The sequence below is a fragment of the Phormidium tenue FACHB-1050 genome (assembly GCF_014696925.1).
In the GTDB taxonomy this organism is placed as follows: domain Bacteria; phylum Cyanobacteriota; class Cyanobacteriia; order Pseudanabaenales; family Pseudanabaenaceae; genus Pseudanabaena.
Map to the genome: position 1 here is coordinate 24,451 of NZ_JACJQY010000020.1, position 24,412 is coordinate 48,862.

At 39.9% G+C, this 24,412-nt stretch carries 18 protein-coding genes; 10 read left to right on the forward strand and 8 right to left on the reverse strand.

The genetic code is table 11. The features are described from left to right. Nucleotides 1–48: 48 nt before the first annotated feature. Together ycf46 and H6G05_RS13345 are read right to left on the reverse strand one after the other, a co-directional pair. On the reverse strand, nt 49–1,572 hold the full coding sequence (gene ycf46, locus H6G05_RS13340) for a stress-responsive protein Ycf46 (protein ID WP_190578639.1): 1,524 nt from the start codon (nt 1,570–1,572) through the stop codon (nt 49–51). 75 nt (nt 1,573–1,647) lie between these two features. After that, nucleotides 1,648–1,965 (reverse strand): hypothetical protein, encoded by a 318-nt coding sequence (locus tag H6G05_RS13345; protein WP_094535621.1) that lies wholly within the window; start codon nt 1,963–1,965, stop codon nt 1,648–1,650. Between the two features lie 420 nt (nt 1,966–2,385). Here H6G05_RS13345 and H6G05_RS13350 point away from each other — a divergent pair, with 420 nt between their 5' ends. Next, nucleotides 2,386–2,916: a hypothetical protein gene (locus H6G05_RS13350; protein ID WP_190578640.1), complete on the forward strand. Its 531-nt coding sequence runs from the start codon at nt 2,386–2,388 to the stop codon at nt 2,914–2,916. Beyond that, the gene (locus H6G05_RS13355) at nt 2,913–3,365 is read left to right on the forward strand and encodes a hypothetical protein (protein ID WP_190578641.1); all 453 of its coding nucleotides are present in this window, start codon (nt 2,913–2,915) and stop codon (nt 3,363–3,365) included. Before H6G05_RS13350 ends, H6G05_RS13355 begins: the two co-directional genes overlap by 4 nt. Nucleotides 3,366–3,536: 171 nt before the next feature. Here the strand turns inward: H6G05_RS13355 and H6G05_RS13360 are convergent, their stop codons facing one another. Then, nucleotides 3,537–5,189 carry an ABC transporter substrate-binding protein gene (locus tag H6G05_RS13360; RefSeq protein WP_190578642.1) on the reverse strand — a complete coding sequence of 551 codons (1,653 nt, stop codon included), beginning with the start codon at nt 5,187–5,189 and terminating at the stop codon, nt 3,537–3,539. A 347-nt stretch (nt 5,190–5,536) separates the two neighbouring features. Between H6G05_RS13360 and H6G05_RS13370 the strand changes: the two genes are divergently transcribed. Beyond that, nucleotides 5,537–6,010, forward strand: coding sequence for a hypothetical protein (locus H6G05_RS13370; RefSeq protein WP_190578643.1), 474 nt, complete (start codon nt 5,537–5,539; stop codon nt 6,008–6,010). 100 nt (nt 6,011–6,110) lie between these two features. On the opposite strand, the gene H6G05_RS13375 is transcribed toward H6G05_RS13370, so the two are convergent. Continuing rightward, nucleotides 6,111–7,157, reverse strand: a complete 1,047-nt coding sequence (locus H6G05_RS13375) for a diguanylate cyclase domain-containing protein (protein ID WP_190578644.1) — start codon at nt 7,155–7,157, stop codon at nt 6,111–6,113. Then, nucleotides 7,141–9,876 carry a hybrid sensor histidine kinase/response regulator gene (locus H6G05_RS13380; protein WP_190578645.1) on the reverse strand — a complete coding sequence of 912 codons (2,736 nt, stop codon included), beginning with the start codon at nt 9,874–9,876 and terminating at the stop codon, nt 7,141–7,143. Before H6G05_RS13380 ends, H6G05_RS13375 begins: the two co-directional genes overlap by 17 nt. Before the next feature lie 210 nt (nt 9,877–10,086). Between H6G05_RS13380 and H6G05_RS13385 the strand changes: the two genes are divergently transcribed. Continuing rightward, on the forward strand, nt 10,087–10,482 hold the full coding sequence (locus H6G05_RS13385) for a GFA family protein (protein ID WP_190578646.1): 396 nt from the start codon (nt 10,087–10,089) through the stop codon (nt 10,480–10,482). A 37-nt stretch (nt 10,483–10,519) separates the two neighbouring features. On the opposite strand, the gene H6G05_RS13390 is transcribed toward H6G05_RS13385, so the two are convergent. Further along, nucleotides 10,520–10,873 (reverse strand): HesB/IscA family protein, encoded by a 354-nt coding sequence (locus tag H6G05_RS13390; protein WP_190578647.1) that lies wholly within the window; start codon nt 10,871–10,873, stop codon nt 10,520–10,522. A 440-nt stretch (nt 10,874–11,313) separates the two neighbouring features. Here H6G05_RS13390 and H6G05_RS13395 point away from each other — a divergent pair, with 440 nt between their 5' ends. From H6G05_RS13395 to H6G05_RS13410, 4 genes are all read left to right on the forward strand, one after another. Continuing rightward, nucleotides 11,314–12,489, forward strand: coding sequence for an LL-diaminopimelate aminotransferase (locus H6G05_RS13395; RefSeq protein ID WP_190578690.1), 1,176 nt, complete (start codon nt 11,314–11,316; stop codon nt 12,487–12,489). 343 nt (nt 12,490–12,832) lie between these two features. Beyond that, entirely contained in the window at nt 12,833–17,527 is a 4,695-nt protein-coding gene (locus tag H6G05_RS13400; protein ID WP_190578648.1) for a pentapeptide repeat-containing protein, read from the forward strand. A gap of 90 nt (nt 17,528–17,617) precedes the next feature. Further along, nucleotides 17,618–18,022 carry a thiol-disulfide oxidoreductase DCC family protein gene (locus H6G05_RS13405; protein WP_190578649.1) on the forward strand — a complete coding sequence of 135 codons (405 nt, stop codon included), beginning with the start codon at nt 17,618–17,620 and terminating at the stop codon, nt 18,020–18,022. Between the two features lie 183 nt (nt 18,023–18,205). After that, nucleotides 18,206–19,075 carry an aldose epimerase family protein gene (locus H6G05_RS13410; protein WP_190578650.1) on the forward strand — a complete coding sequence of 290 codons (870 nt, stop codon included), beginning with the start codon at nt 18,206–18,208 and terminating at the stop codon, nt 19,073–19,075. Here H6G05_RS13410 and H6G05_RS13415 read toward each other — a convergent pair. Further along, nucleotides 19,056–19,340 (reverse strand): hypothetical protein, encoded by a 285-nt coding sequence (locus H6G05_RS13415; RefSeq protein ID WP_190578651.1) that lies wholly within the window; start codon nt 19,338–19,340, stop codon nt 19,056–19,058. The genes H6G05_RS13410 and H6G05_RS13415 overlap by 20 nt on opposite strands. Before the next feature lie 349 nt (nt 19,341–19,689). Here H6G05_RS13415 and H6G05_RS13420 point away from each other — a divergent pair, with 349 nt between their 5' ends. After that, a complete protein-coding gene (locus H6G05_RS13420) occupies nt 19,690–21,684 on the forward strand; it encodes an FAD-dependent oxidoreductase (protein WP_190578652.1) in 1,995 nt (664 codons plus the stop codon). A gap of 301 nt (nt 21,685–21,985) precedes the next feature. Here H6G05_RS13420 and H6G05_RS13425 read toward each other — a convergent pair whose 3' ends face one another. Further along, entirely contained in the window at nt 21,986–22,294 is a 309-nt protein-coding gene (locus tag H6G05_RS13425; RefSeq protein WP_190578653.1) for a DUF3082 domain-containing protein, read from the reverse strand. A gap of 786 nt (nt 22,295–23,080) precedes the next feature. Here H6G05_RS13425 and H6G05_RS13430 point away from each other — a divergent pair. Then, nucleotides 23,081–24,388, forward strand: a complete 1,308-nt coding sequence (locus H6G05_RS13430; protein ID WP_190578654.1) for a hypothetical protein — start codon at nt 23,081–23,083, stop codon at nt 24,386–24,388. Nucleotides 24,389–24,412 lie beyond the last annotated feature (24 nt).

The following is a 24,412-nucleotide window of genomic DNA, read 5'->3' on the forward strand; positions in this document are numbered from 1 at the left end:
AGAATCTAGCCTTAAACCTGCTGACTACGAAACAGCAGGATAAGCTTTTCAAAACTCCATACGCTGATATTCAGCGACTGAAGTAGCGGCGGGTCTAGCCCGCATTCTTGCCCAGTCACGCAAAGCAGCAACCTGCTCAGTCATCGTGCGTGATAAGGGAGTCGTGGATTTCACAGCCGAAATGATATCTAGCTGTGTGAACTCCCGATCTTGGGCAAAAGCCTCATACATGGCAGCAATTACTGCCTGTTCGATTTCCGCCCCCGAAAAACCATCGCTTACTTTCGATAGTTGCTCAAAATCGAACCTGTCTAATTTTTCAACATCTGGACGACGCTTGCACAGATGAATTTTGAAAATATCTCTGCGTTCTTCGCCGTTAGGTAAATCAACGAAGAAAAGCTCGTCAAAACGTCCCTTGCGGAGAAATTCCCCTGGTAACTTTTCGATACGATTGGCTGTAGCCATCACGAATACAGGTGATTTTTTCTCCTGCATCCATGTTAAGAATGTACCGAATATCCGTGATGATGTACCACCATCAGAATCTGCCGAGCCTGCTCCCCCAGCGAATGCTTTGTCAAGCTCATCAATGAATAGGATCATTGGTGAGATTGATTCAGCAACTTTGAGAGCATTACGTAAGTTTGCCTCTGACTTGCCAACAGTTGAGCCATCATAAACACGCCCCATATCAAGGCGAATTAATGGTAGCGACCACAACCTAGCAGTTGTCTTGGCGATTAAGGATTTTCCGCAACCAGGAACACCAAGAATCAGCATTCCTTTTGGTTGAGGTAATCCATAATTTCTAGCTCTCTGACTAAAGGCATTTGATCGCTGTTGCAACCAATGCTTTAGTTCTTCGAGTCCCCCAACAGCATCTAAATCTTCTTCATCCTCGATATATTCTAGGATGCCATTGCGTCGAATTAATTGTTGCTTTTCTGAAAGTACAATATCGACTTCTTCTTCGGTCAGCTTGCCATTGGTGACTTGGGCTTTGCGATAGACCTTTTCAGCTTCATCTTGAGTTAAACCCAAGGTAGCTCTGACTAACTTTTCGCGAGTCTCAGATGACACCTTTCTGGTGCGAACTTGTCCAAGTTGCTGATCGAGTACTTCTTCGATCGCTTTCATGTCTGGCAGAGGAAAATCAAGTACAACGATTTCCTTCTCTAATTCAACAGGGATTACTTGAATCGGCGACATCAGAATAATTGTCTTCTGAGTGCCTTTAAAATTGGCGATCGCATCACGCAGACAACGAACGGTTACAGGATGATCTAAGAAGGGATGTATATCTTTAAAAATATAGATAGCAGGATCTTTCTGATCGGCACGAGTAATCCATTTCAAAGCTGCTTCCGCAGATTCGGTATTGTGTTGCGCTGCGCCTGTGGTTTGCCCGTACTCAACTATGCCGTGGGTCACAGTCCATGTGAACATGCGACGTACTGGCTTCAGTTCAGAGATGCTTGAAATCGCCCTTTCTGCTCTTTCTTCCTCTGGTGTATTGAGGTAGATCAAGGGATATTGGGCTTGAATTAAAATGCTAAGTTGCTCTTGCATATAGTAATACTGAGGTTTAAGCCTCTGTCCTCACCTTGTCTACAGAAAAAAGTCTAGAAAGTGCAGATAATTAATTTAGCTAATTGAAACTAGCTCTTCATCAGGGCTGTCAGCTTTGCCAACAGTAACTGGTAAAGCTTGAATACGATTGCCCCCGATCGCCAGCAGTTCACCATCACGAATAACAACAGTTTGAGAACAGCTCGGACAGTTGTAGGTTTGATGGGTATGCCCAATACCAGAAGATTCGACAATATCAGCATGGGCTAGGTAAAAGCTAATTGCTTTTTCGGCTAAGTCTGACATCGAATCACCATCAATAGCAGAACGAATCTTTAGCTGTTGATGTAGTCGTTCGGGGAGATAAAAAGTTACCTTTTGCTTGTCTTGCATAGTGGTTAAGAACAGTGAATACCCGGGTATGTGACTAAGTTACAGGGAGAATCCATTACTGTCAAGACTCTATGCCGTCATGACAGTAATATCTTAATATTTCTTTACGCAGTACATCTTTTTTGGGCTAATTTAGCTGTGTTTAAGGGGATATCTTCCCGAAGCTTGCGTCTTTAATTGCTTAGGAAAGTCGTAAATCGCTATAAACTTGTTTTTATAGCAATGCAAAAGTTAGATAAAACAAATCAAAAGCCAAAATACAAGTAGCGCCGCTACTTGTATTTTGGCTTTAATGTCGCAATCGAACCTTTGATTGCTACAGGAACAAAATCAGCATCAGTCTGGTCATAATGTTTAAACAAAATGAAAATGAATCCCAAATAATGCATCTAAAATAATGCATCCTACATGGAGTCAGGTATGAACGTTTCTAAAATTGGGTATTCCAATATACTTAAGCTAGGTTGGGGAACTTTTACAACTATTGCAGCTTTGGTGATCGCATTTCCAAGTTTTGCCCAAAATGTTACTTCCCAAAATGTTACTTCCTTGGAGCGAAATTTCCGACCTGATCCAAAACGTTTAACTGGAGATGGGGGCGGTAATGTCAGTATTGCGAGTATTGCAGGAATTGCTGATAATTGTCGTGGATTTGCTAACGCTGAACCAAATCATACAATTACTTTGACTGAAACATTTCAAGTGCTAGATCTTTTGGTTTATACCACTAACATCAATGATGATCCAACTATGCTAATTAAAGGACCAAACGGCATTGTGATCTGTGCTGACGATGAGTCAGGCGGGCGCAATCCACAGTCCTCTCGCCGTTTGGCTAATGGTACTTATCAATCTTGGCCAAAAGGTACTTACCAAGTTTGGGTTGGTTCTAAAAATATAAATCAATCTTTTAGTTATACGCTATCTTTGAGTGAAATAAGTCAAAAATGAAATTCTTGAAACTCCCAATTGCTTTACTGGGATTTGCTCTAGTACCAATGTTTCTGGCGGTATCGCCAACATTGAGCCAAGAGGTACTGAAGCCAATCTCCCCTAAATTTACCCCTGATCCTCAAGTCTATACTGGTAGCGCAGGCGGAGATATTCCCTTAGCATCTATTGCTACTAGTAGAGCTAGTGGACAATGCCAAGGATTGACACAGCAAACACCAAACCATACTTTGACGGTACAGAAAAACTTTGGTTTTTTGGCATTGCAAGTGTCAGGTAGCCGTAATTTATCACTACTTGTCAAAGGACCAGATGGGATTTATTGTCGTAGTGGTGGAAGTCCTGAACTATCAGGTGCTTGGGTGGCGGGAAATTATGAAATCTGGGTTAGTACGCCCGATGGCGATCGGACATCTTATCGTCTAACGATTAGTGAGACTAGCCAATAAAGCAACTATAGCAACGTAAGAGATAGCTGGGACAAATCAAAACCCAAAAGATGGGTGGCGGCGCGAAGCGCCGCCACCCATCTTTTGGGTTTTATGTCCTAAGCAAAACTTGCTTTGCTATATAAGGAAACAAAAAGGAGCGCATTGCGCTCCTTTTTGTTATTTGGCTTGTTATTTGGAAATATTCCAGTAAGGAAGTTGTTGGTTCGGTTCGATTTTGACTCCCTGTAAACCTCTTTGAGCAAAAGCATATTCTTTATTTTGCCAGAGTGGGATAAAGGGTACATCCTGAGCTAGGATTTCTTGGATTTTTTGAAGTATTTGCGATCGCTTAACCTCATCGCGCTCTTTACGCTGTTTGGCAATTAATTCATTCATCTCAGGGTTGTTATAAAACGAGCCTTGAAATTGAGTACTTCCTTTTATACAGCGATCGCCTTCTGCTTCTTCACATTCTAAAAATGGCTTGATGTAGTTGTCGGGGTCGAGAATATCAGGAACCCAATCGAGTAAATAAGCAGGATATACACCTTTATCCAAAAAAGCATAACCAACGGTATTTTCTACACGCTCAGTTTTAATCTGCAAAATTTTGCCGACGTTTTTTTGAATTGATGCACGCATAGTGCTAGCGATTAAGTCGCCATTACCGCCATATTTTGGGGAATACCAAATTGTAATTTGGGCAGGTTTATCGTCAGAATATCCTGCTGATTCCAGCAATTGTCGCGCTAGCTTACCGTTACCATCACCATATTTCTGTTCAAATACAGGCTTGGATTCTTTAAAAGCACTAGGAATTAAGCTATACAGTGGCGCACGTTGATTGAAAAATATACGTGATTCTAGGAGAGGTCGATCAATTGCCGCAGATAAAGCTTGACGTACACGTACGTCATTTAGTGGAGCTTGATAAGTGTTTAGCACCATATACAAAATGGTTGCACCTTGACCTGAGGCGATCGTCCAGCCATTTTGTTTTGCATTAGTTTCTACATTCTTGACCTGAGTTGGTGTCAGGGTCTGAAATGCAATATCCACTGCACCCGTTTTGAAGGCATTGAGTAAGTTGGAATTAGAGGAGAAAAACTGAATGTCAACTCCTTTATTGGCAGGCTTTTTACCCCAATAGTCTGGAAATGTATCTAGGCGTAAATAGCTACCTTCGACAAACTGGGTAACTTGATAGGGGCCAGTTCCTACTAATTTATCAGGTAGAAATAGGAGCTTGCCTGTCTTTTCATCTTTAATATGTTTGTAAACCTGTGGTGAAATCGCCGCTGCACCTGTAAAAGCTAAGAACTTAGGGAAAAATTGTAAAGGTTGCTTGAGCTTAAAAATTAGTTCAGTCTCGCTCGGTGCGGCAATAGCTTCAATAACATCACCCAAGATATATGCTGGCGCACCTTTGGAATTTATGAAGCGTTCCAAGGCAAATTTCATCGTATAAGCGTTGAAATTGGTGCGATCGTGAAATTTGATTCCTGTTCTTACGGGTACGGTATAAGTTAAGCCATCTTCGCTAACCTTGGGCATATCTGCCGCTAGTTGTGGAATTACTTCGTTGGAGCCTTCTTTGTAGGTGTAAAGACGTTCCAGCGTATTGTAAAAGATATTACTTATAAAAAATTCGTTGGCATCGGCAGGATCGAGAGTGCGAATTTTGCTGGTTGTGCCTAAAACGATACGCTCATCGGTGCGATCGCTAATCCCCAGTCTATTAACGTTATTAGTAATTTTGCCATTGGTGCAGGCAAATAGTGTGGTTAGTGTGATTAGGGCGATCGCAAACCAAGCAAAAAAGCGCCGCAGCAAATATCTCATTGATCTATTTATGGATTTATTAGCCGAAAACATAACTGGATTCCTTACTGCTAAATCTTCTCACAATGTCGGGTTTATGTAACGTTGTAAGCGATCGCCCGATTACGCCCCTGATATTTAGCTGTATAAAGAGCTTTGTCCGCGTAGGAAATCATAATTTCTGTACTTTGCTCTAATGTAGGAATTAGACTCACAACACCCAGTCACTGGACAGTTAAAGCGTAATCGACGTATTTGCGTCTTTTTTGTCATTGTGAAATGGGCTTTTCAGCACCTATCCCTGATTAGCTGACAAAGGTCTAGTAAGCTAAACTTTATTGATATAAACAACAAATAACTTAAGTGCAATGAAAAATATCAAGTTAAAACTTCTTAGATTTTCTAGCTTTCTATTATTTAGTTGTATAAGTTTATCTCCATATACAGCGATCGCTAATGCCGAAACTAGTCAAGATTCCCCTACACCGATTACTGTCCCCCTAAAATCAAAAAAGCAACTAGCTAAAGAAGTTCTAGTTGAATTGGGTATTGGTAAACAGTACGACCTCTATTTTTGGAATAGTGTTGACATTGGAAATGCTTCAAGAACTAAGTTTAGTGCTTGGTTGCAAAAAACTTTGGCACGAGTAGCTGGATGGAAGTATGTTGAATCTCGGTATGTGGCAAGATTAGAATCTAATTTTTCAGAAATGGAACTACAGGAATTATTGGATTTATACCAAAACACAAAATGGCTACGCCATTTTGTGTTTTTAAAACCCTTACTGGGTTTGGTTTTCAATTCACAAAAGTGTTGTCACACTTTCGTGAATTGGTATTAGCTAAACGTCCATTGATGAAAAAGTTATTGAGAACCGAAATCCAAGCCTATGAAGAGACGGGCGAAAAGAGAGCAAGATTACTGTGGAAAGCATGGGATGACTACAACTCAGGTAAAATCAACGTGCCATCAAACTTACTAAGGTAGATCGCCCGATTCCGACCCTGACTTTTAGCTGTATACAATGCTTCATCAGCATTAGCAATGAGCGTTTCCAAACTTAGCTCTAATGTGGGAACTAGGCTTGCTACACCAATACTCAGGGTCACATACTCACTCACATCAGAGCTTTGATGAGGGACTTTAAGATTTAAAACTTGGGTTTGGATTGCCGTGGCGACTTTCATTCCACCCTCTAGATTCGTATTGCTCAAAATCACCGCAAACTCCTCTCCTCCGTATCGGGCTACTAAATCTGTAGGACGTTGTGGAACTTTAGCGATCGCTTGAGCAACCCTCATTAAACAATCATCCCCACCTTGATGTCCGTAAGTATCATTGTAACGTTTGAAATAGTCGATATCAATGAAAACCAGAGTGAGAGAATGCTGTTCTCGCTGATGACGCTGCCATTCCAAAGCTAAATAATTGTCAAAACGGCGGCGGTTGGCAATTTGGGTTAATCCGTCTAAATTTGCCAGCAACTCTAACTTGCGGTTTGCCTCCTGTAAAATTAACTCGGTTTGCTTCCGTTTAGCGATTTCATCCTGCAATCTCTTCTTTTGTCTTTGAATCGTTAGGTGAGTTTCTATCCGAGCCACAACTTCTTCCATTTGAAATGGCTTAGTAATATAGTCTACTCCTCCAACTTGAAAGGCTTTTAACTTATCAAAGGTATCATCTAAGGCACTAATAAACAAAATGGGAATATCATAAAGCTCAGGATCTAATTTAAAGGCTTGACAAACTTGATACCCGTCCATTTCTGGCATGTGAATATCGAGCAGGATAATATCAGGAAGCTTTGCCTTTGCACTTTTTAAGGCTCTAGCGCCATTAATAGCGCTACGAACTGTGTAATTAAGCTCAGAGAGTAATTCGGTCAATAACTTGAGGTTTTCAGGTAGATCGTCTATTAATAAAATATTACCTTTAGTTTCTGGTGGAAAATTTAGGTTCACAGAATACTCACTAAGTAGTTGGGACATAGCGTGAATTTCCTATAATAAACTCTGCCAATTCTTCAAATTGAAACTGACCAGCAAATTTTTCTAGTAATTTCACGATATCTGATTCTTGATTAGGAATTTCCTTAATTAATTGATTAACAAGGTTGCTATCTCCCTCTAGAGCCACTTCACATATTTTTGAACGCCATTCATCAGGCATGACAGACAAATCTAAGTTAATCTTAGAATCACTGAGTTCACTTGTTTGGTGATCAGCAGAATCTTCGTAAATATATTGCACACCTAAATATTGGTTTAGTGCTGCAAAAATCGTTTGCTCTTTAAAAGGTTTTCGCACAAAATCGTCACAACCCACTGCCAAAATGACTGCTTTTTCTTGGTCTAGGACACTGGCAGTTAGGGCTATGACTACGGTAGCACTACCTTGGGGAGTGGATTTAATATATTTAGTTGCCTCATAACCATCCATTACGGGCATTCGCATATCCATCCAAATTAAATGTGGTTGCCACTCTTGCCAAATAGCGATCGCTTCCTTACCATTACTTGCTTCTTTCACATCAAAACCTAACGGAGAAAGCAACCTAACTAATAACTGACGATTAATCGGTTTATCATCTACTGCTAAGATCTTATAAGATGGTTGGTTGGGAGCAAGCGCTATTACCTGACGGTTATCAAAAGATGTTGTAAGGATCTCTTTACCCAGTTGTACCTGAATTGAGAAGTTAAAAGTAGTTCCCTTACCTAGTTCACTAGTAACGCTGATATCCCCTCCCATTAACTGAACAAATTGGCGACTAATCGATAAGCCTAATCCAGTACCTTCTTGAGATTCCCGACCTGATTCAGTTTGGCTAAAAGCTTCAAATAGTTTTTCTAATTCCTGAGATGCGATTCCAACCCCCGTATCGCTAATTTGAAAATTTAAAGTATAGGTTTGGTCTGCAAAGTTTTCTTCAGAATCAATCTGCAAAACTACTTCACCTTCTTGTGTAAACTTAATTGCATTCCCCAACAGATTTAGTAAAACCTGACGTAGCTTCACCCCGTCAGTATGAATGTACTGAGGTAAGTTCTTCCCCCTATCTACAATCAATTCTAATCCAGCTTTCACTGCTTGTACTTGAAGCATATCTTCCAACTCATCAAGCAATTGATAGATGTCAATATCTTTTGGGTTGATAGTAGTTTTGCCTGCTTCAATTTTGGAACAATCTAGAACATTATTAATCAAGTTCAATAAATATTCACCACTCCGTTGGATAATAGCTGCATTTTCATATTGTTCATGGGATAAATTTTTAGAACGAAGCATCACTTGCGAGAATCCAATAATGGCATTAAGCGGTGATCTTAGTTCATGGCTCATATTCGCAATAAACATACTTTTAGCTTTATTAGCGACTTCGGCTTTGTCCTTAGCAACCGCTAATTCAGAGGTACGTTCTTGTACTCGCTTTTCTAAGGTTTCAAAGGAAGTTTGTAATTGAACAGCCATTTGATTAAACGAACTTGCCAGAGTTTCTAACTCAGCACATCCATTTACCTCGACAAATTGATCCATTTCGCCATTAGCGATCGCTTTAGCTGAATTATTGAGATCTTGAACAAATCGAGAAATGAGTTGAGCAATACAAAAACTGAGGGTAAGCGCTAAAATCAAAGCAAATATAGAAATGAGAATTGTATCGCGTGTATTTATATGAATCTGTTCCATAAAATCAGATTCAGGTATTGTTACTGCTACTAACCAGTTAAGTCCATATTCATCTTTGATTGGAGATACTGCAAGAAAGTATCGTTCGCCATTTATTTGAAAATCGAGTTGGGTTGGTTGCTGAATAGTTGATAAGTTACTAATTTTAGATTGCATTGATTGCATACTTTGAGCAATTATAGGATTGGTGCTATCTATTGCCATAAGTTGCCTTACATCTTCCTTCCCATTAGCTGCATAGCTTATTTTATTAACAGTTGATTGGTTCGCGATTGAAGTTGCCACTAGCTTACCTGAAGGCTCGATGATAAACACTACACCAGACTTACCAATCTGTAGTGTTTGCAGAAATTGACGAATTGGCTCCAAGCCAATCTGGTAAATTAATAGCCCTATAAAATTTTTTTCATTATCATATTTAGGAATATTGAAGCTAAGTTGTAATCCAGTATTATCAGGGTTAATATTTAAATCACTCCATACCGACTGATTATTTTTGCTGTTTTTGAGAGCCTCTTTAAACTGTGGATTCTCCCGAAAATCTTGTTTATCAAAAGCTAAATCTAAATCATTAGCATCTGGATTATTTGGTTCACTTACTGGAGAGTTTTCAGCTCGTGGTTTGTCTGTTCGTCTAATCTGAAGATATTCCCCCTTGGCATTAGTCAGCGCAATAGCACTAATAGTTTTAAAACGACTTGCTAATCTCCATAGATAGCCCTTTGCACTATCAAGATTATTTAAGTCAATCATCCCTAACTGAATAACATCTGTATTAGTTTGGGTCACTAAACGTGGAACTTCTAGATAGTTTTGAACCTGCTCCTTAACCCTAGAACTTATTTCTTGCTGAAGTTGTCCTGAAATTTTGTTTACAGCCATTTGCCCGTTGCGAAAAGACAGATAGCTAACTGTTCCTATTGCCGCACTTAACAAGATTGCAAAGGGGACAACTAAGAACAGTTTCATCGAAATGAAGGGATGCTTTGCGCGTTTAATAGGGCGATCGACAACCATAAATTGTTGAATTGTTCAATAGATTAATTCTAGACTAAAAATCTTGAATGTATAGCTATAGCCACCTGTATGAGGACAAATCAAAACCCAAATAGTGTGAGGCGGCGCTTCGCGCCGCCTCACACTATTTGGGTTTTATGTCCTAACAAGAATGGCGACAGCTATACCTGCTCATCTATGCAAATAAGCACATCAAACTAATCAAACTATATGTCTCTATTACCTAATCCAGACTTAACTACCAATATATCTGGTGGCTGCCACTGTGGAGCAGTACGCTTTCGAGTGCATGTGAGAAAATATGAAGCGATCGCCTGCAATTGCTCAATGTGTGAAAAGAAGGGGATTTTGCATTTGATCATTCCTCCTGAAGATTTTGAGATCTTACAAGGTGAAGAAAATCTCACCACTTACACTTTTAATACAGGAATTGCCAAGCATTTTTTCTGCAAAACCTGTGGGATTCATCCCTTTTACCGTCCGCGATCGCATCCTCATGATTACGATGTAAATGTGCGCTGTCTAGATGATGACGCAATGATGCGATTTACGGTTGTGCCTTTTGATGGCAAACATTGGGAAGATAATATTCAGCAAATCACCTAATAAAAAAGAAGCCTCGCAATGCGAGGCTTCTTTTTTATTAGCTACAAGCTACGGGTGCGCCCAGTTCTTTGGGGGTAGCAAAAGAAGTTCCGCAACTACAAGATTTACTAGCATTAGGATTGCGGAAACGGAAACCACCACCTAATAAATCTTCGGTATAGTCGAGTTCTAAACCCTGCAACTGAGGCAAGTTACTGTTGTTGATCACAATTTTTACGCCGTTATATTCGTATTGATTGTCATCAGCTTCGAGTTGGTCAACAAAGTCCATCAAATAGGACAAACCAGAACAGCCACCTTGTTTAATGCCTAAACGCAAAGGTGCAGAAGTGGCTCGTTGGGTTTGCAGATTTCTTACGCGAGCGATCGCTGCGTCGGTCAATGTAATCATGTGAAATTTTCCTGTTTATGAATCTTGCTAAGAGCAATATTAGTCTTCTAGTAACACAAGCGCAATACTAGCTAGAGATACATTGGTGTAACCAGCTACTTTGGCGGCTTTATAAAATGGTTTGGTAAGGAAGCATTTATGTACACCCAATAGGCGAACCCCTTGATCTAGAAGTAGCCCAGTTTTGAAATGAAAATTGCGGTGTAGTTTTACAGCCTTCGCAAGGTTGGATTTTGTTTTACAGCAAACCATGATTTTTTTCAATAATTCAACAACTTACTCTATGTTATCGCAACCATGAATGAGTTGTGAGGTTACGCCCCTCTGGGGCGTAACCTCACAACTTGTTTTCTTCTTACAAATAACGCTAGTTCAGGTAAAAATAGGATAGGCAGTGCTAGGTGCTGTCTATACCTATTTACCAATATTTGCTAAGTTTTATGCAATTTGCCGATCGCCTTCAGCCGCTACAGTCTAATGTGTTTGCCGATATGGACATTGCCAAAAGTCAGGTCAAAGCATCTGGAATGGCAATAATTGACCTATCGCTTGGTTCATCTGATTTGCCAACTGATGCATTTATTCTAGAAGCGATCGCCGCCGCATTAACTGATCCCACTACTCACGGCTATTCACTATTTGGTAGCACTCTGGACTTCCGCCAAACAGTAGCAGTATGGATGCAAAAAAAATTTGGAGTAACGGTTGATCCTGAGACAGAAGTATTACCTCTTATTGGGTCACAGGAGGGAACAGCCCATTTACCACTTGCTTTACTTAATCCCAATGATTTTGCGCTCTTACAAGACCCTGGTTATCCATCGCACTATGGCGGTATTCATTTAGCTGGTGGTCAAGTTTATGGTATGCCCCTATTAGCTGAAAATGACTTTTTACCAGTCTTTGCGGATATTCCTGAGACAGTGTTGGCACAGTCAAAACTGATGGTGTTGAGCTATCCCCACAATCCCACTGCGGCCACCGCAACTTTAGAGTTTTTCCAGTCTGCTGTCAGCTTTTGTCAAAAACATAATCTTGCTTTAGTTCACGATTTTCCCTATGTCGATTTAGTATTTGACGGATCGACTCCACCTTCGATGCTGCAAGCCGATCGCGCTCTGAATGTCAGCATCGAATTTTTTACTATGTCCAAGTCCTACAACATGGGTGGTTTTCGAGTTGGGTTTGCAGTTGGCAATCGTGAACTGATTAAAGCGTTGCGCCAAATTAAAGCCGTCGTCGATTTCAATCAATATCAGGGCATCATGCGTGGTGCAATCAAAGCTCTTAATAGCGATCGCGCACCCATTGAACATGTAGTCGATACATTTCAAGAGCGGCGAGATGTGATGCTCGAATCTCTTAAAGCGATCGGCTGGGAAATCCCTAATCCCAACGCTACGATGTATCTCTGGGCAAAACTACCTGACCGATACGCCCATAATTCAGTTGGATTTTGTCTAAACTTAATTAAATCTACTGGAGTCGCATTAGCCCCTGGCTCAGGATTTGGCAAACATGGCGAAGGCTATGTCAGGTTTGCGCTGGTACATCCACCCGAAGTTTTACGAGAAGCAGCTACAAAAATTGGGACTTTTCTGCAAAAAACAAATTAAGGTTCTTCGCATCAACGATGTGAAGAACCTTAATTTGTTTTTTGCAATGAGAACTGTCTACATAAAGTGAAGTATCAATCCTACTTTTGTAGACTTTGTTTGTTAAGATTAGCTTAAACTTTGTATGCAATGAAATAATTGGAGCTTACAAGAGTCTAGAATAAAACGCTTATTGCTATTGATTTAAGATTTGCTGATGAAAATCGTTATTTGTTAAAATCACATTAACGTTATTGATAAGCTATGGTTTGAAATAACGTTAAATTTATCTAACTAAATTGCGATCTAATTTTTAGAAAGCGCCTAGCGGTGCAAGCCCGAACATAATGCTGAGGATTGATTCATGGCTTCCAATAAAAATATTCCCCAAAAAGATCAAGGCGCTAACCAACCAGATAAGAAAGCTGATGCTGCTGATGTCGATTGGATGATTATATCTGATATTAGTACGCGAATTGGCGGATCTTCAGACATCAAATCAGGATCAAATAAATCTATAGCAAGTTCACCTTCTCAAGTATCTAGTAACCAAGCTACTGACAATGATCTTGAAGATTTAGAATGGTTACGCTCAATTGGTTTAGATGAACCAATTGAGCGTCCTACATCTTCAAGAAATACATCAAATAGTCAGGGCAGTAATACTGCTAACAACAGCGAAGTTGGGGATATTGATTGGCTGATTGTGTCTGACCTCAAGACAAGGATAGATGAATCAGACAATGCAAAATCTACTCCTTCATATCAAGATATTGGTCAATCTCAGACAACTCTTCAACCAATACCAGATAATTTCAGTCTAGATGAAGATCTAGGCTTAGGCGAATTGGATTTCTTAGATAATTCTGATTTTACCGATCTAGACTCCTTAGGCTTTGACACTTCAAATTCACTAAGTATTGATGAGTTACAAAGCGAGATAGATAATACCGAAAGTAAAATACAAGGACTAGCCGAACTGCTAGATAACAATGATGACTCAAGTTTTGATTTAAGTAACAGTGATAATGATTGGGATAGTATTTCAGGGATATTAGAAAACAATTTTAATCAACCATCTAGCGAACTTAGTCTAGATATTGCCAGTGAATCTCCGGAAATATCAGCTCAAATTCCAGATATCTTTGGAAATACTGAGGAGGAATTTAAAAGTTTAGATCTAGTTTCTGAACAATTTGCTGAGATTAATTATTCAGATGACTTAGACAACCTAGATAGCTTATTAGGTAGTGATTTAGATTCGTCTGAAGAAATACAATCTGAAGAAATACAAATTGATCAGATTGTCGATGATTTTGAAATTCAGAACGCATTACAAAATCCACAAGATCAGGATCTATCTTTTGATGAATTTGAAGCTGTCAATTTGGAAGCAGATGTTAATCTCACAGTTGACACCTCATTAGATGATGAATTTTTAGATGATGATTTTGCAATATCTCATCCTCAAGAACCATTTAATCCAAACATGGCTGAAGATGAGATTTGGTCGAGCAATTCGGTAAATCTTGAGTCTTCCAATCTTGAAGAATCAGTTGAGAATGCATTCACCAATGATTGGGGTGAGGCTAGCGAAAATGCGATCGATGATGCTGTATGGGATAGTCCTTCTGGCATAGATAGCGATTTGATAGCATCTACTACATCTATCGAGAATGCCTTTGGCATATCTGATGACTGGGCAAGTGGCTCACAGGTAGACCTACCTGCAACAGAAGAATATGTTGATTTTGAGTTACCTAATCTAGAGTCTTCTGAATTAGAAAATCATGTTAGCTTTGAAACAACTAATCTAGATTCTAGTATAGAAGGTGTTGATCCATCGTCCTTTGCTCCCGAGTTAGCCTTTCAATCTGCAACACCTTTTACCCAGAATTTTGAGCAGTCCAATAATGAAACTGAAGATGGAAATAATAATGAGAATTGGGATATAGAACCTGATTCTGAAAATGTAGATGCTATTAGCATTAGTACTGATGTAAATTGGGAAGCCTCGTTGGAAGATGAAATCAATATCATCGATGCAGGCTTGCGTGATGAAGCGAATTGGGATGAGAATTTAGAGGCTGAAATTGGTGTTGGCAATGGCACTGACTGGGATGAGAATTTAGAAGCTGACATTGGTGTTGATAATGACACTGATTGGAGTGCAAGTCTAGAAGCTGAAATTAGTCGCGGTAATGATGCATGGAATGAGGAGCTAGTTGAAACAGAAGATTATTTGTCTTCTGTAGATCAACCTTCGGAAATTTTTAACGATGACTTGCTCGGTGCAGGTGATAGTGAATTTCCAGAGATGCCTCTCAATGAAGAATTTGATTTTAGTAGCAATCTTGATGACCCTGAGACTATTAATTCTGAGATTATACAAACATATGATGATTTGAATGACATCTCAGAAAATCTAGAGACTCCTGAACAAATTCCCGATCAGCAACAGTTTAATAATTTCAACGAAAATAATTTCAATGAATTTGATGAGCTATCCCACGATGACATCTACTCAGCAAGTCTAACAAGCAATGAATTTGAGGATTCTGAAAACTATATCTCTTCATCATCAGAATTGGATAGCCTTAGTGAATCTATGGTAGAACAAATTACTGATTCTGATTTTGCTAGTTATACTGATAGTCTTGCAGGAGAGGAGTTTGCTAACTCAGGTTTAGATGATAGTTTTGCTGATTATGTTGATAGCTTTGACAATGATTTTGAGAATAGTATAGATATAGTTCCACCAGTCACTGATAATTCAGAAAAATCTAATTGGAATACATCTACTTCTCAATCACTTGTTCCAGATAATAACAATGCCGATGATAATTTAGAAAGTATGCTGGATGATAACTTCGATCTAGCCTCTTTTGATGAAGATAGTTTATCGGAGCTTCCTGTCTCTGACTTTAATCTTGGCAGTATTGCTACAACACTTACGCCAAGCCGTCCTGCATCTGACTTGTCTGTAGAAGAAGGTTCACTTTCTAAGGGTTTTAGTCTTAATCAGTCTACTAACAGTTCAGTAAATAAGTTGGAAGATAACTTAGTTGGAGCAAGTGACCCATTTGAAGAAGCTTTGGTAAATGATTTACTCAATGATAACTATGGAGAAGTAAATTTTCAAGAAGAAGCTTTAGCCCATGATTTACTCAATGGCTTTGTATCAGAATCAGAGGATTTTAATGATTTCGTTTCAGTAAAAGAGTCAGCCCCTATGGTATCTCCAAATTCAAACTTACCATCATCAAAGTTTGCCGTAAGTACAAGCGATCATGACTTTTTAGATGATTTTGATCTAGATAGTCTTGACCCACTTGATGGCGATAGGTTTGTATCTGCACAAATATCGACGGGGCTGACACCACCAACACCACCGATCGCTCCACTACCTCCAAGTCTTCCTCCTCTGACCAAGCAAGAACCAACTTCTCCCTCTGTCAGTAACCCACCTCCACCACCTTTTCTCCCCCCATTGCCACCAAAGCGCAATCCCACTCAGGGTAGTACGGCTCCAGTCCCACCACGTCCTAATGCTAGCTCTCAGCCACAGCCCCAGAATAGAATGGGTCGAAGCAATGAAGATGATTTTGATCGATTTCACTCTCAATCAGATCAACATAGACAGCGTAAACCGATCACCTCGATTGATGAAGGTTGGTCAGAATTACTAGATGCTGATACTGTGCTTTCTGGAGGAAGAGCATTAACAGGCTCTTCTTATAGTGATATAACAACGCCTCCAAGTGCAGGAACATCGGTTGGCAAAGTCCCACAAAATAGAGAACGGAAAGACCGCAACTCTTCTGGTATTCCTAAACGCAAAGAAACTGGATTACCTGATTTTAACGATCTTGGGTTGGAAATTCATGATGACAATACAGATTGGTCAGGTTTACTAGATAGCGAGGATTTATCCGACAGTATCACTACGATCAGTCCTCAAAGTACACAACTACCTTCCAGAGTTAGAACTAATCCAGCAGGCTCTTTTCGATCTGATGTGACGGGCGCAAGTGAGACTAGAGAAATTCCACGCGATCGCCGTAAGCCAATGGCTAGTTTTGGTGATTCGACACAAGCTCGTATGGGCGCTACACCTGATCAAATTGATTTTAATCGGTTTACTGAAGATAACTACGATGCTTATGGTGGCTATGAACAGCCAGTAGCACCACCATCGCCAAACACCTCTAAGACCAAATTAACGATACCTACTGTCAGCTTGGAGGCACTATGGCAAAACTATCTCAAAATTCCTGTGATCGGATTAGGTGCGATCGGTGGAGCTTTCCTAATTTATAGTCTGCTCAATAGACCTGTGTTCGACTTAGGGTTACGGTGGGGGCTATTTAAGGATGCTAGTGGTAAAGATTTTACAAATGCCGATTTCAGAGGAGCCAAACTGGATAACGTTGACTTTAGCAAGTCCATCCTTACGGGTGCAAAAATGCAAGATGCGAGTCTTGTGGGCGCGAATTTTCAGGATGCAAACCTCGATGGAGTGAACTTTACTAATGCTAATTTGAGTCGAGCGAGATTAATTCAATCTAGTGTTATCTGGGCAGAATTTAACAAGGCTCAAATGAATCTCGTTGATTTCGCGGGAGCTGACCTGACACGCTCTAATTTTGTTGGAGCTAGAATGGAAGGTGCTAACTTAAAAGATTCTAAAATAGGTGCTCAAGGAACAGAGAAGGCAACAAAATTTAGTGCAACAACTTTACTAGCATGGCAAATTGTCAATCAGCCTCGTGAGGGACGTAACTTAGCTAACCAAGATCTGTCAGGCTTAAATTTGAGCTTTACGAGTCTTAAACGCGCTAATTTAACCAATGTGAAGCTGAACTTTACTGATATGACCAATACTGACCTGAGTGGTGCGAATTTAACAGGTAGTCAAATTAACGGGGCTAATTGGAGTGGAGCCAAGCTCAATGGGATGAACCTTACTCGTGTTACTTTTGACAGGAACAAGCTGCCAAAAACAGATGAGGAAACAATTTGTCCTAATGGAGCGAAAGGTCCTTGTAAATTTCAATAAGCCTTAAAAAACAATAGAGAACTGATTTTTTGTGGCACAGTTTCGCCGTAAAAAATCGGTTCTCTTTTAAATTGTGGAACCCTAACTCCTATGAACTATGTTGTGATTTATGACGGTAATTGTAATCTTTGTGCTAGCTTTGTCAGCCTGCTAGAGAAGTTCGATCGCGGTCATCAGTTTTGCTATATCCCTATGCAAGATGCACAGACATTAGAAGTCTTTAATGTCACACCTGAAGATTGTGAAATGGGGATGATCTTGATCGATCGCCAAGTTCCTACTCAAAGATGGCAAGGTAGTGAGGCTGCTGAAGAAATTACGCGACTACTGCCTATGGGCAAAGCTTTAATATCGGCATATCGGGCGATCGCACCGATTAAGTCCCTTGGAGACTCAACCTATATTCAGGTTCGAGACCATCGCTATCAATTATTTGGGAAACGCGATCGCACCTATCAGACTGCTTATCCATTTGGTTGTGCCGCGAGAAAGTAGCGATAATACTAAGCTCTCCATCTACTTTGCTATATAGGAATGTAAGTTTTGCTTAGGACATAAAACCCAAAAGATGAGTGGCGGCGCGAAGCGCCGCCACTCATCTTTTGGGTTTTGATTTTTGTCCGAGCTAACTCTTACATTGCTATATAATCATTTTTGCAATGTTACAAGGCTAAATTTGTGTATACAGTTTCTTCTCAGCAAAAGCAATATCATACCTATATCTTGTCTGATGAGAGCGCAAATTCTCAAATAGAAGTTGTGCCAGAGCGCGGTGGCATTGTCACAAGTTGGCGGATCAACAACCAAGAAGTTTTCTACATTGATGCTGAACGCTTTACCCATCCTGATTTGAGCGTTAGAGGTGGCAATCCTATTTTATTTCCACTCTGTGGCAACTTGCCTAGTGATACTTACAATGTCGATGGAACTGATTACAAAATCAAACAGCATGGTTTTGCTCGTGAGTTACCTTGGACAGCTACATCACAAAGTAATGATGGTGGAGCAAGTGTGACCGTTGAGCTAGGTAGCAATGAACAAACTAAGGCTGTCTATCCATTTGATTTCCATTTAGCTTTTACCTATACGTTGCGCGGCAATACTTTAGAGATTCGCCAAGAATACAAAAATCTCTCTTCTACACCGATGCCATTCTCTTCAGGTTTCCATCCCTATTTTCTCTGCGGCGACAAAAATCAGATTGAAATCAATATCCCTTCTGGACGCTACGAGGATAATCGGACTAAGGAGAGTTTTGCTTTTGATGGTAAGTTCAACTTCGATCAAGATGAGATTGACTCCGTATTTGGGAATCTTTCCAGTCGTTCAACTTCAGTAACTGACAACGATCGCAAACTTAAAATTGCGATCGATTACGATGATTTTTATACCTATCTGGTGTTTTGGACAGTTAAGGGCAAAGATTTCTATTGTCTAGAGCCTTGGAGTGCAACTCGCAATTCTTTGAATACTAAGGAGTATTTAACTGTACTAGAACCTAATGCTAGCTGTACTGCCACAGTAAGTATTACTGCAAGCTTTTTTTAAATAACAGCAGTCCTAAATCATTTGTAGATTTTTGGGGTTTGTGGAAGCGCACCCCGAAGGGGTGCGCTTCCACAAACCATTTAGGATTGCTATAACAGCAGTTCCAAGCAGTAATTCTCATTTTGAAAAGGATTTGGATGTTTCCATCGCCTTTGGCAATGGAAACATCCAAATCCTTTTTTTGAAAGCCCGCCAACGGCAGGCTTTCAAAAAAAAGGATTTTTATAATGAGAATTGCTAGTTTGTATACTAATAGACTTGACAAAAATATTTTCTATAGCAATGTAAGTTTTGCTTAGGACATCAAACCCAAAAGATGAGTGGCGGCGCAAAGCGCCGCCACTCATCTTTTGGGTTTTGATTTTTGTCCGAGTTATCTCTTACATTGCTATAACTACTGATAGAGAATGTCTCGAAATCGTTAGTTAGACTATGGTTTCCCTAGAGAAAAACTGATGAAATCTCATTAAATGGCGAACTTTTTTACTCAGCCAATTCACTTACACTAAAGTATGACAAATCGTTGACACTATAAGTTAATCTTAAGATTGTGTGATGTGAGTAAACTTGCTTGTCTTCCAAACAGGCAAATCTTTAGTTAGTAATAGCAAGTTATGAGCGATCAAGAAGATCAACAAGAAAAATCAGAAAACATTAGCGATCGCGTTGAAGATGTTGAAGATCCAAAGCCGAATCCGTCTTTTCGCCCTAAATTGCGATATATCTTAGGATTATTGTTTATGGGTGTGGTACTTAGCGGTGCAACAGCAAGGTCTTGGCAGATTTTTAATAAGCCAAAGTCTATCGAACCGATCGCCCAAAATGCGAATAATCCAATTCCACTATTTGATCGCAATGGCTATCCATTACTGAATCCGCCAGCACCAGAGGATGCTGAAGTATGGGAATGCGAAGTAGCTGTTGTGGGCGGTTCATTAGGAGGTGTTGCGGCGGCTTATCATTCGATGAAAACTGGGGCTACAACATGCCTAATCGAGCTTACACCGATGCTGGGTGGGCAGGTTAGTTCACAGGGTGTTAGCGCCATTGATGAATCGCTATTAATGCGTTATCAACAAAAATTTCCCGTTAGTTGGACGCATTTTAAAAATATTATTGCCAGTCAGCCTGCTCTGCCAGAGAAATATTCTTACTTGAAACCAGGGGCAGTGGTGGCGGACACCAATAGCTGTTGGGTGGGCAATCTTTGCTTTACCCCCTATTCAGGAGAACTTGCGTCCGAAGAATTTTTGCGAGAGTCGCAGCGCTCAGCTCCTAAAAGCCGATGGAGTACTCAGATTGCCTTTAAGGGTGCAAGTTTTAATGAAAAAGGCGATCGCATTACCTCTATCCATGCTGTGCAGAGGATTCCTCGCGATCCTAACTATCTTTCTCAAGGGCGCTTATCTCGCGAAATCACAAGCTGGTTTAATTGGAACTCTGACGAAACCTTTGTTAAGAAGCCCATCCGTTTGCAGCCTCCTGTAGGTAAGCAGATGATTGTAATTGATTCTACAGATACTGCTGAATTGATCGCTTGGGCAAATCTTCCGCATCGTTTAGGTTCTGAAGGTTTTGCTACAACAGGAGAAGTTCATGCAGTAGCGGACAATCCTGAATGCACGCAAGCTTTTACTTTTCCTTTTGTTCTGAAAATTGCTGATGATGAAGGGCGATCGCTTAAAGAACTTCGCAAAGTTCAACCAGGTTATTCCCGTGAAGAACATCGCAGCGACTATGACTTGGGTAGATTTCCCATGTTTGAAGGCAATAGCGTATTCAACTATCGCCGTATTGTCAGTATGAAGCGTGATGATCCCTTCAAGGCAGTTCCTGCTAAAGGCGATATGACGGTGATTAACTGGAACCGTGGTAATGATTGGGGGGTAATGAATCCACCTCTAATCTTGACTGACAAACAAATCCGAGATTCTGGACAACAGCAAAACTGGTTGGGGGGATTGAATACGACAGCCCTCAAGGATGGAGAAAACCATGCTCTGCTGTTTGCAGAATGGATCATGGAAAAGTATGTATCCGCAGAATTTCCTCTACGGTTAATGTCTGGGGTTGATAGCCCGATGCCCACAGAATCGGGATTAAGCATGTATCCATATATCCGTGAAGGTCGACGAATTTTGGGAAGATCAGCCTATGGTCAGTCCGAGTTTATGATGCGTGAGCAAGATATCCGTAATGATATGGAAGGTGGGCGTGATTTTAATCCTACTTCGATTGGGTTGACCCACTATGCGATCGATATGCACGGCTGTCGTTATCGCAATTGGGAACCATCGAAAGCTCCCAGTTCTGCTCCTGCGAATGAGGATAAAGTCCGTCCAATTATTATGCCGTTTGAGAGTTTAATTCCTCAGCGTATTGATAATTTGCTGATGGGTGGTAAGGCGATCGCAGTTAGTCATATTGTTAATGGTGCAACTCGCATCCATGTGGGTGAATGGTCGGCTGGATCTGCCGCAGGAGCTACTGCTGCATGGATTGTGTTGCAGGATGATCCATCATTAACTCCACAGGCTATTCTTGATCGCGGTAGGATTGGCGATTTACAGACGCTTTTGCGATCGCAAGGACTGGTTTTGGAATGGTAAATATAAAAGGGACATTCAAAGGAATGTCCCTTTTATATTTATATAGCAATGTAAGTTTTGCTTAGGACATAAAACCCAAAAGAAGAGTGGCGGCGCTTCGCGCCGCCACTCTTCTTTTGGGTTTTGATTTTTGTCAGAGATAGCTCGGACATTGCTATAGCTGTCGCCATTCTTGTTAGGACATAAACCCCAAATAGTGTGAGGCGGTGCTTCGCGCCGCCACTCTTCTTTTGGGTTTTGATTTGTCCTGATACAGGTTGCTATAGCTATAGATAGCGCGACTTGCAATATTTTTTTACTTTTACTTTTTAATGGCGATCGCCATAAATACCTGTTTAATCGTGAGCAATACCAAACCCACAGCAATTACCGCAAAAATCATCGTTGCACCCGTGCCGATCGCTAACAATAATGTACGAACCAGTGTGGCAATGCGATTAGCCAGAGTATTTGTAGTTTGCAAAGGTGCTGAAGCTAGCTTGTGAGCCACCATATTTGTAAATGAGTAAAGCCCAGTGGCAAGAGTAGCGGCGATCGCTGCTCCTGTGAGATTTTTGAAAGGAGAGGCGGGAGATTCTTGTGGAGATGGGAGATTAACTTCTTCAGGCATGTCAGGGCTAGCAAAATCTTTAACTAGAGGGTGACAAGTAACAGCAAGGCTTGCTGTTACTTGTATTTTGTATTTTGTGACTTATAATCACAAAAAAATCACTTAAGCAGGCAAAAAACTTAATATCTTTGACCACAAAATGATTTAAGATATCCGCACTCAACACAAAAATGCTAGTCCCACTGGAAACAGTGGGCTTTTTTCTGTGTACTTTTATCATTGCACAAATGTTTGTGCGGTGCGACAACAAAATTTAGCTATTCCCTTACCCCTCAAGAACTGGGGTTGTGCAAAGCGACATAAAACTAGCTCTTACAGCGCTTTACGCTCAGAGCTAAACCATATGCTTTTGTGACTTGAAAACCAAGCCCAGTAAGGATTTCAAAAACACGAAATGGCGTAGCCATTTTGTGTTTTGGTATAAATTGTCAAAGCCCAATAGTCAGCACTTTGTGCTGACTATTGGGCTTTGAATTTCAAGCATTATGGCTCTTGAATGCAGTCATGTGATCCATATAACGTTTTCATAACTTCCATATATCTTTTTGATAACAAAATTATCCTAGAAAACACTTTTAAATAGTTAAAAAAGTGAATAATATCTATACAGTTATTCCGCTAAGCTTTCTTAGCAGAAAATATTAAGCTTTATATCAAGTGAATAGATGGCTATGCCATTTATTCACTTGGTAAGGGGTCTGGGTTTTAATTCACAAAAGCGTGACAACACTTGTGTGAATTGATATTAGGTATTGTTGAGTTCATATTTTAAAGAACGAAATTATTATGTTCTGGACAGCAGATCGCATTTACTCTCAAGGAATTGAACAAGCACAGAAAAGAATTTATGAATTCTTTTTAGATGTCGTGCGCTGTAAATCGCCAGATCTCGTACTAGTAGATTTTAGGAATTTATTCATAAATTTTAGTGACGACAATAATCCTGAAATTACTTATGCTCTCGATCAAATTCTGACTGCATATAATGAAAAAGAATTTTTTTATACGCTAAAACGTTGTTGTTATATTCTGATTAATAATTGGACAGTTAGTAATAAGAGAGATTGTATTCAATCATTGATTGATACTTTTAATCATCCTTCCATCCATAAGAAACCAAAATCTATTAAATTAAGAACTCTCCGAATTTGGTTGCAGATATTTATCAAGAGTGAAGATTTTCAATCCTTGAAACTGTTTACACTGCATTTAGAAGATCAGGTCAATCATGATCAAAATTGGGGTAACCGTTTTGCCTCTTATTTACTTGCTTATCAATATACAAACCCATCTAGTTCTCAAGAGCAGAGACAGGCTGCTAACTTATTAGCTCAAAAGATGAAAGATAAGTTTAAGTTTGATCTCGCTATGTACACTGCGCGTATAGGTACACAATCATCCACACAAAATCACTCCACAAACCCTACAAGCCTAACCAACAATGTGATTAATCTAGTTACACTTATGCTTACTAAAAAAAGTGTACTTAATTGTCAACAGTTAGCTATTAATTTCCTTGAGAATATCCAGAATTTATCATACCAAGAATTTAAATTTGGTTTGCTTAAATATATTGATTTTTCTATGGCTGATGCTGAAATATCTGAGTCAGTACAAACTAAACTGTATCATGGCTTAAGGGATTTGAACTCAAATTACCATGACGCTCCTGTTAGTAAACTCTTAATTTTTAAAACTGCTAAGTATATTATTAGTGAGATTACAATTAGCGATCGCGATCAGCCAACAGAGCTATTTAATATCTTACTGCACCATACAAACCCGATTAATTTAGTGATGCTACTTGTGAAGCTTCTATTATTAAATGAATCTATTCGCCCATTTCTTGAAATAAGGGTAGCTTCTATAATTAAATACTACAGTCAATATAGTGAGTCTAAATGTAAATCAGTTATTTCATTTATCGATATGTTGAATATCGCTCTTGCAATTTATGCTGGTGAAACTCGCTATAACCTTGTACGAATGACTCCCAATGAATTGCCAAATTTACCAGAAGGTAATAATAAATCAGATTCACATATGTCTAGCTTTGATACTAGAGAATACCGAATTTTTTCTCAGGCTCGTTAATTTTGAATGAGTTCCCCGACAAGA

Excerpts from the sequence above, each read along its gene's own strand:
- ycf46 (WP_190578639.1), bottom strand. The coding sequence starts at position 1,572 with ATGCAAGAGCAACTTAGCATTTTAATTCAAGCCCAATATCCCTTGATC.
- H6G05_RS13345 (WP_094535621.1), bottom strand. The coding sequence starts at position 1,965 with ATGCAAGACAAGCAAAAGGTAACTTTTTATCTCCCCGAACGACTACAT.
- H6G05_RS13350 (WP_190578640.1), top strand. The coding sequence starts at position 2,386 with ATGAACGTTTCTAAAATTGGGTATTCCAATATACTTAAGCTAGGTTGG.
- H6G05_RS13355 (WP_190578641.1), top strand. The coding sequence starts at position 2,913 with ATGAAATTCTTGAAACTCCCAATTGCTTTACTGGGATTTGCTCTAGTA.
- H6G05_RS13360 (WP_190578642.1), bottom strand. The coding sequence starts at position 5,189 with ATGAGATATTTGCTGCGGCGCTTTTTTGCTTGGTTTGCGATCGCCCTA.
- H6G05_RS13370 (WP_190578643.1), top strand. The coding sequence starts at position 5,537 with ATGAAAAATATCAAGTTAAAACTTCTTAGATTTTCTAGCTTTCTATTA.
- H6G05_RS13375 (WP_190578644.1), bottom strand. The coding sequence starts at position 7,157 with ATGTCCCAACTACTTAGTGAGTATTCTGTGAACCTAAATTTTCCACCA.
- H6G05_RS13380 (WP_190578645.1), bottom strand. The coding sequence starts at position 9,876 with ATGGTTGTCGATCGCCCTATTAAACGCGCAAAGCATCCCTTCATTTCG.
- H6G05_RS13385 (WP_190578646.1), top strand. The coding sequence starts at position 10,087 with ATGTCTCTATTACCTAATCCAGACTTAACTACCAATATATCTGGTGGC.
- H6G05_RS13390 (WP_190578647.1), bottom strand. The coding sequence starts at position 10,873 with ATGATTACATTGACCGACGCAGCGATCGCTCGCGTAAGAAATCTGCAA.
- H6G05_RS13395 (WP_190578690.1), top strand. The coding sequence starts at position 11,314 with ATGCAATTTGCCGATCGCCTTCAGCCGCTACAGTCTAATGTGTTTGCC.
- H6G05_RS13400 (WP_190578648.1), top strand. The coding sequence starts at position 12,833 with ATGGCTTCCAATAAAAATATTCCCCAAAAAGATCAAGGCGCTAACCAA.
- H6G05_RS13405 (WP_190578649.1), top strand. The coding sequence starts at position 17,618 with ATGAACTATGTTGTGATTTATGACGGTAATTGTAATCTTTGTGCTAGC.
- H6G05_RS13420 (WP_190578652.1), top strand. The coding sequence starts at position 19,690 with ATGAGCGATCAAGAAGATCAACAAGAAAAATCAGAAAACATTAGCGAT.
- H6G05_RS13425 (WP_190578653.1), bottom strand. The coding sequence starts at position 22,294 with ATGCCTGAAGAAGTTAATCTCCCATCTCCACAAGAATCTCCCGCCTCT.
- H6G05_RS13430 (WP_190578654.1), top strand. The coding sequence starts at position 23,081 with ATGTTCTGGACAGCAGATCGCATTTACTCTCAAGGAATTGAACAAGCA.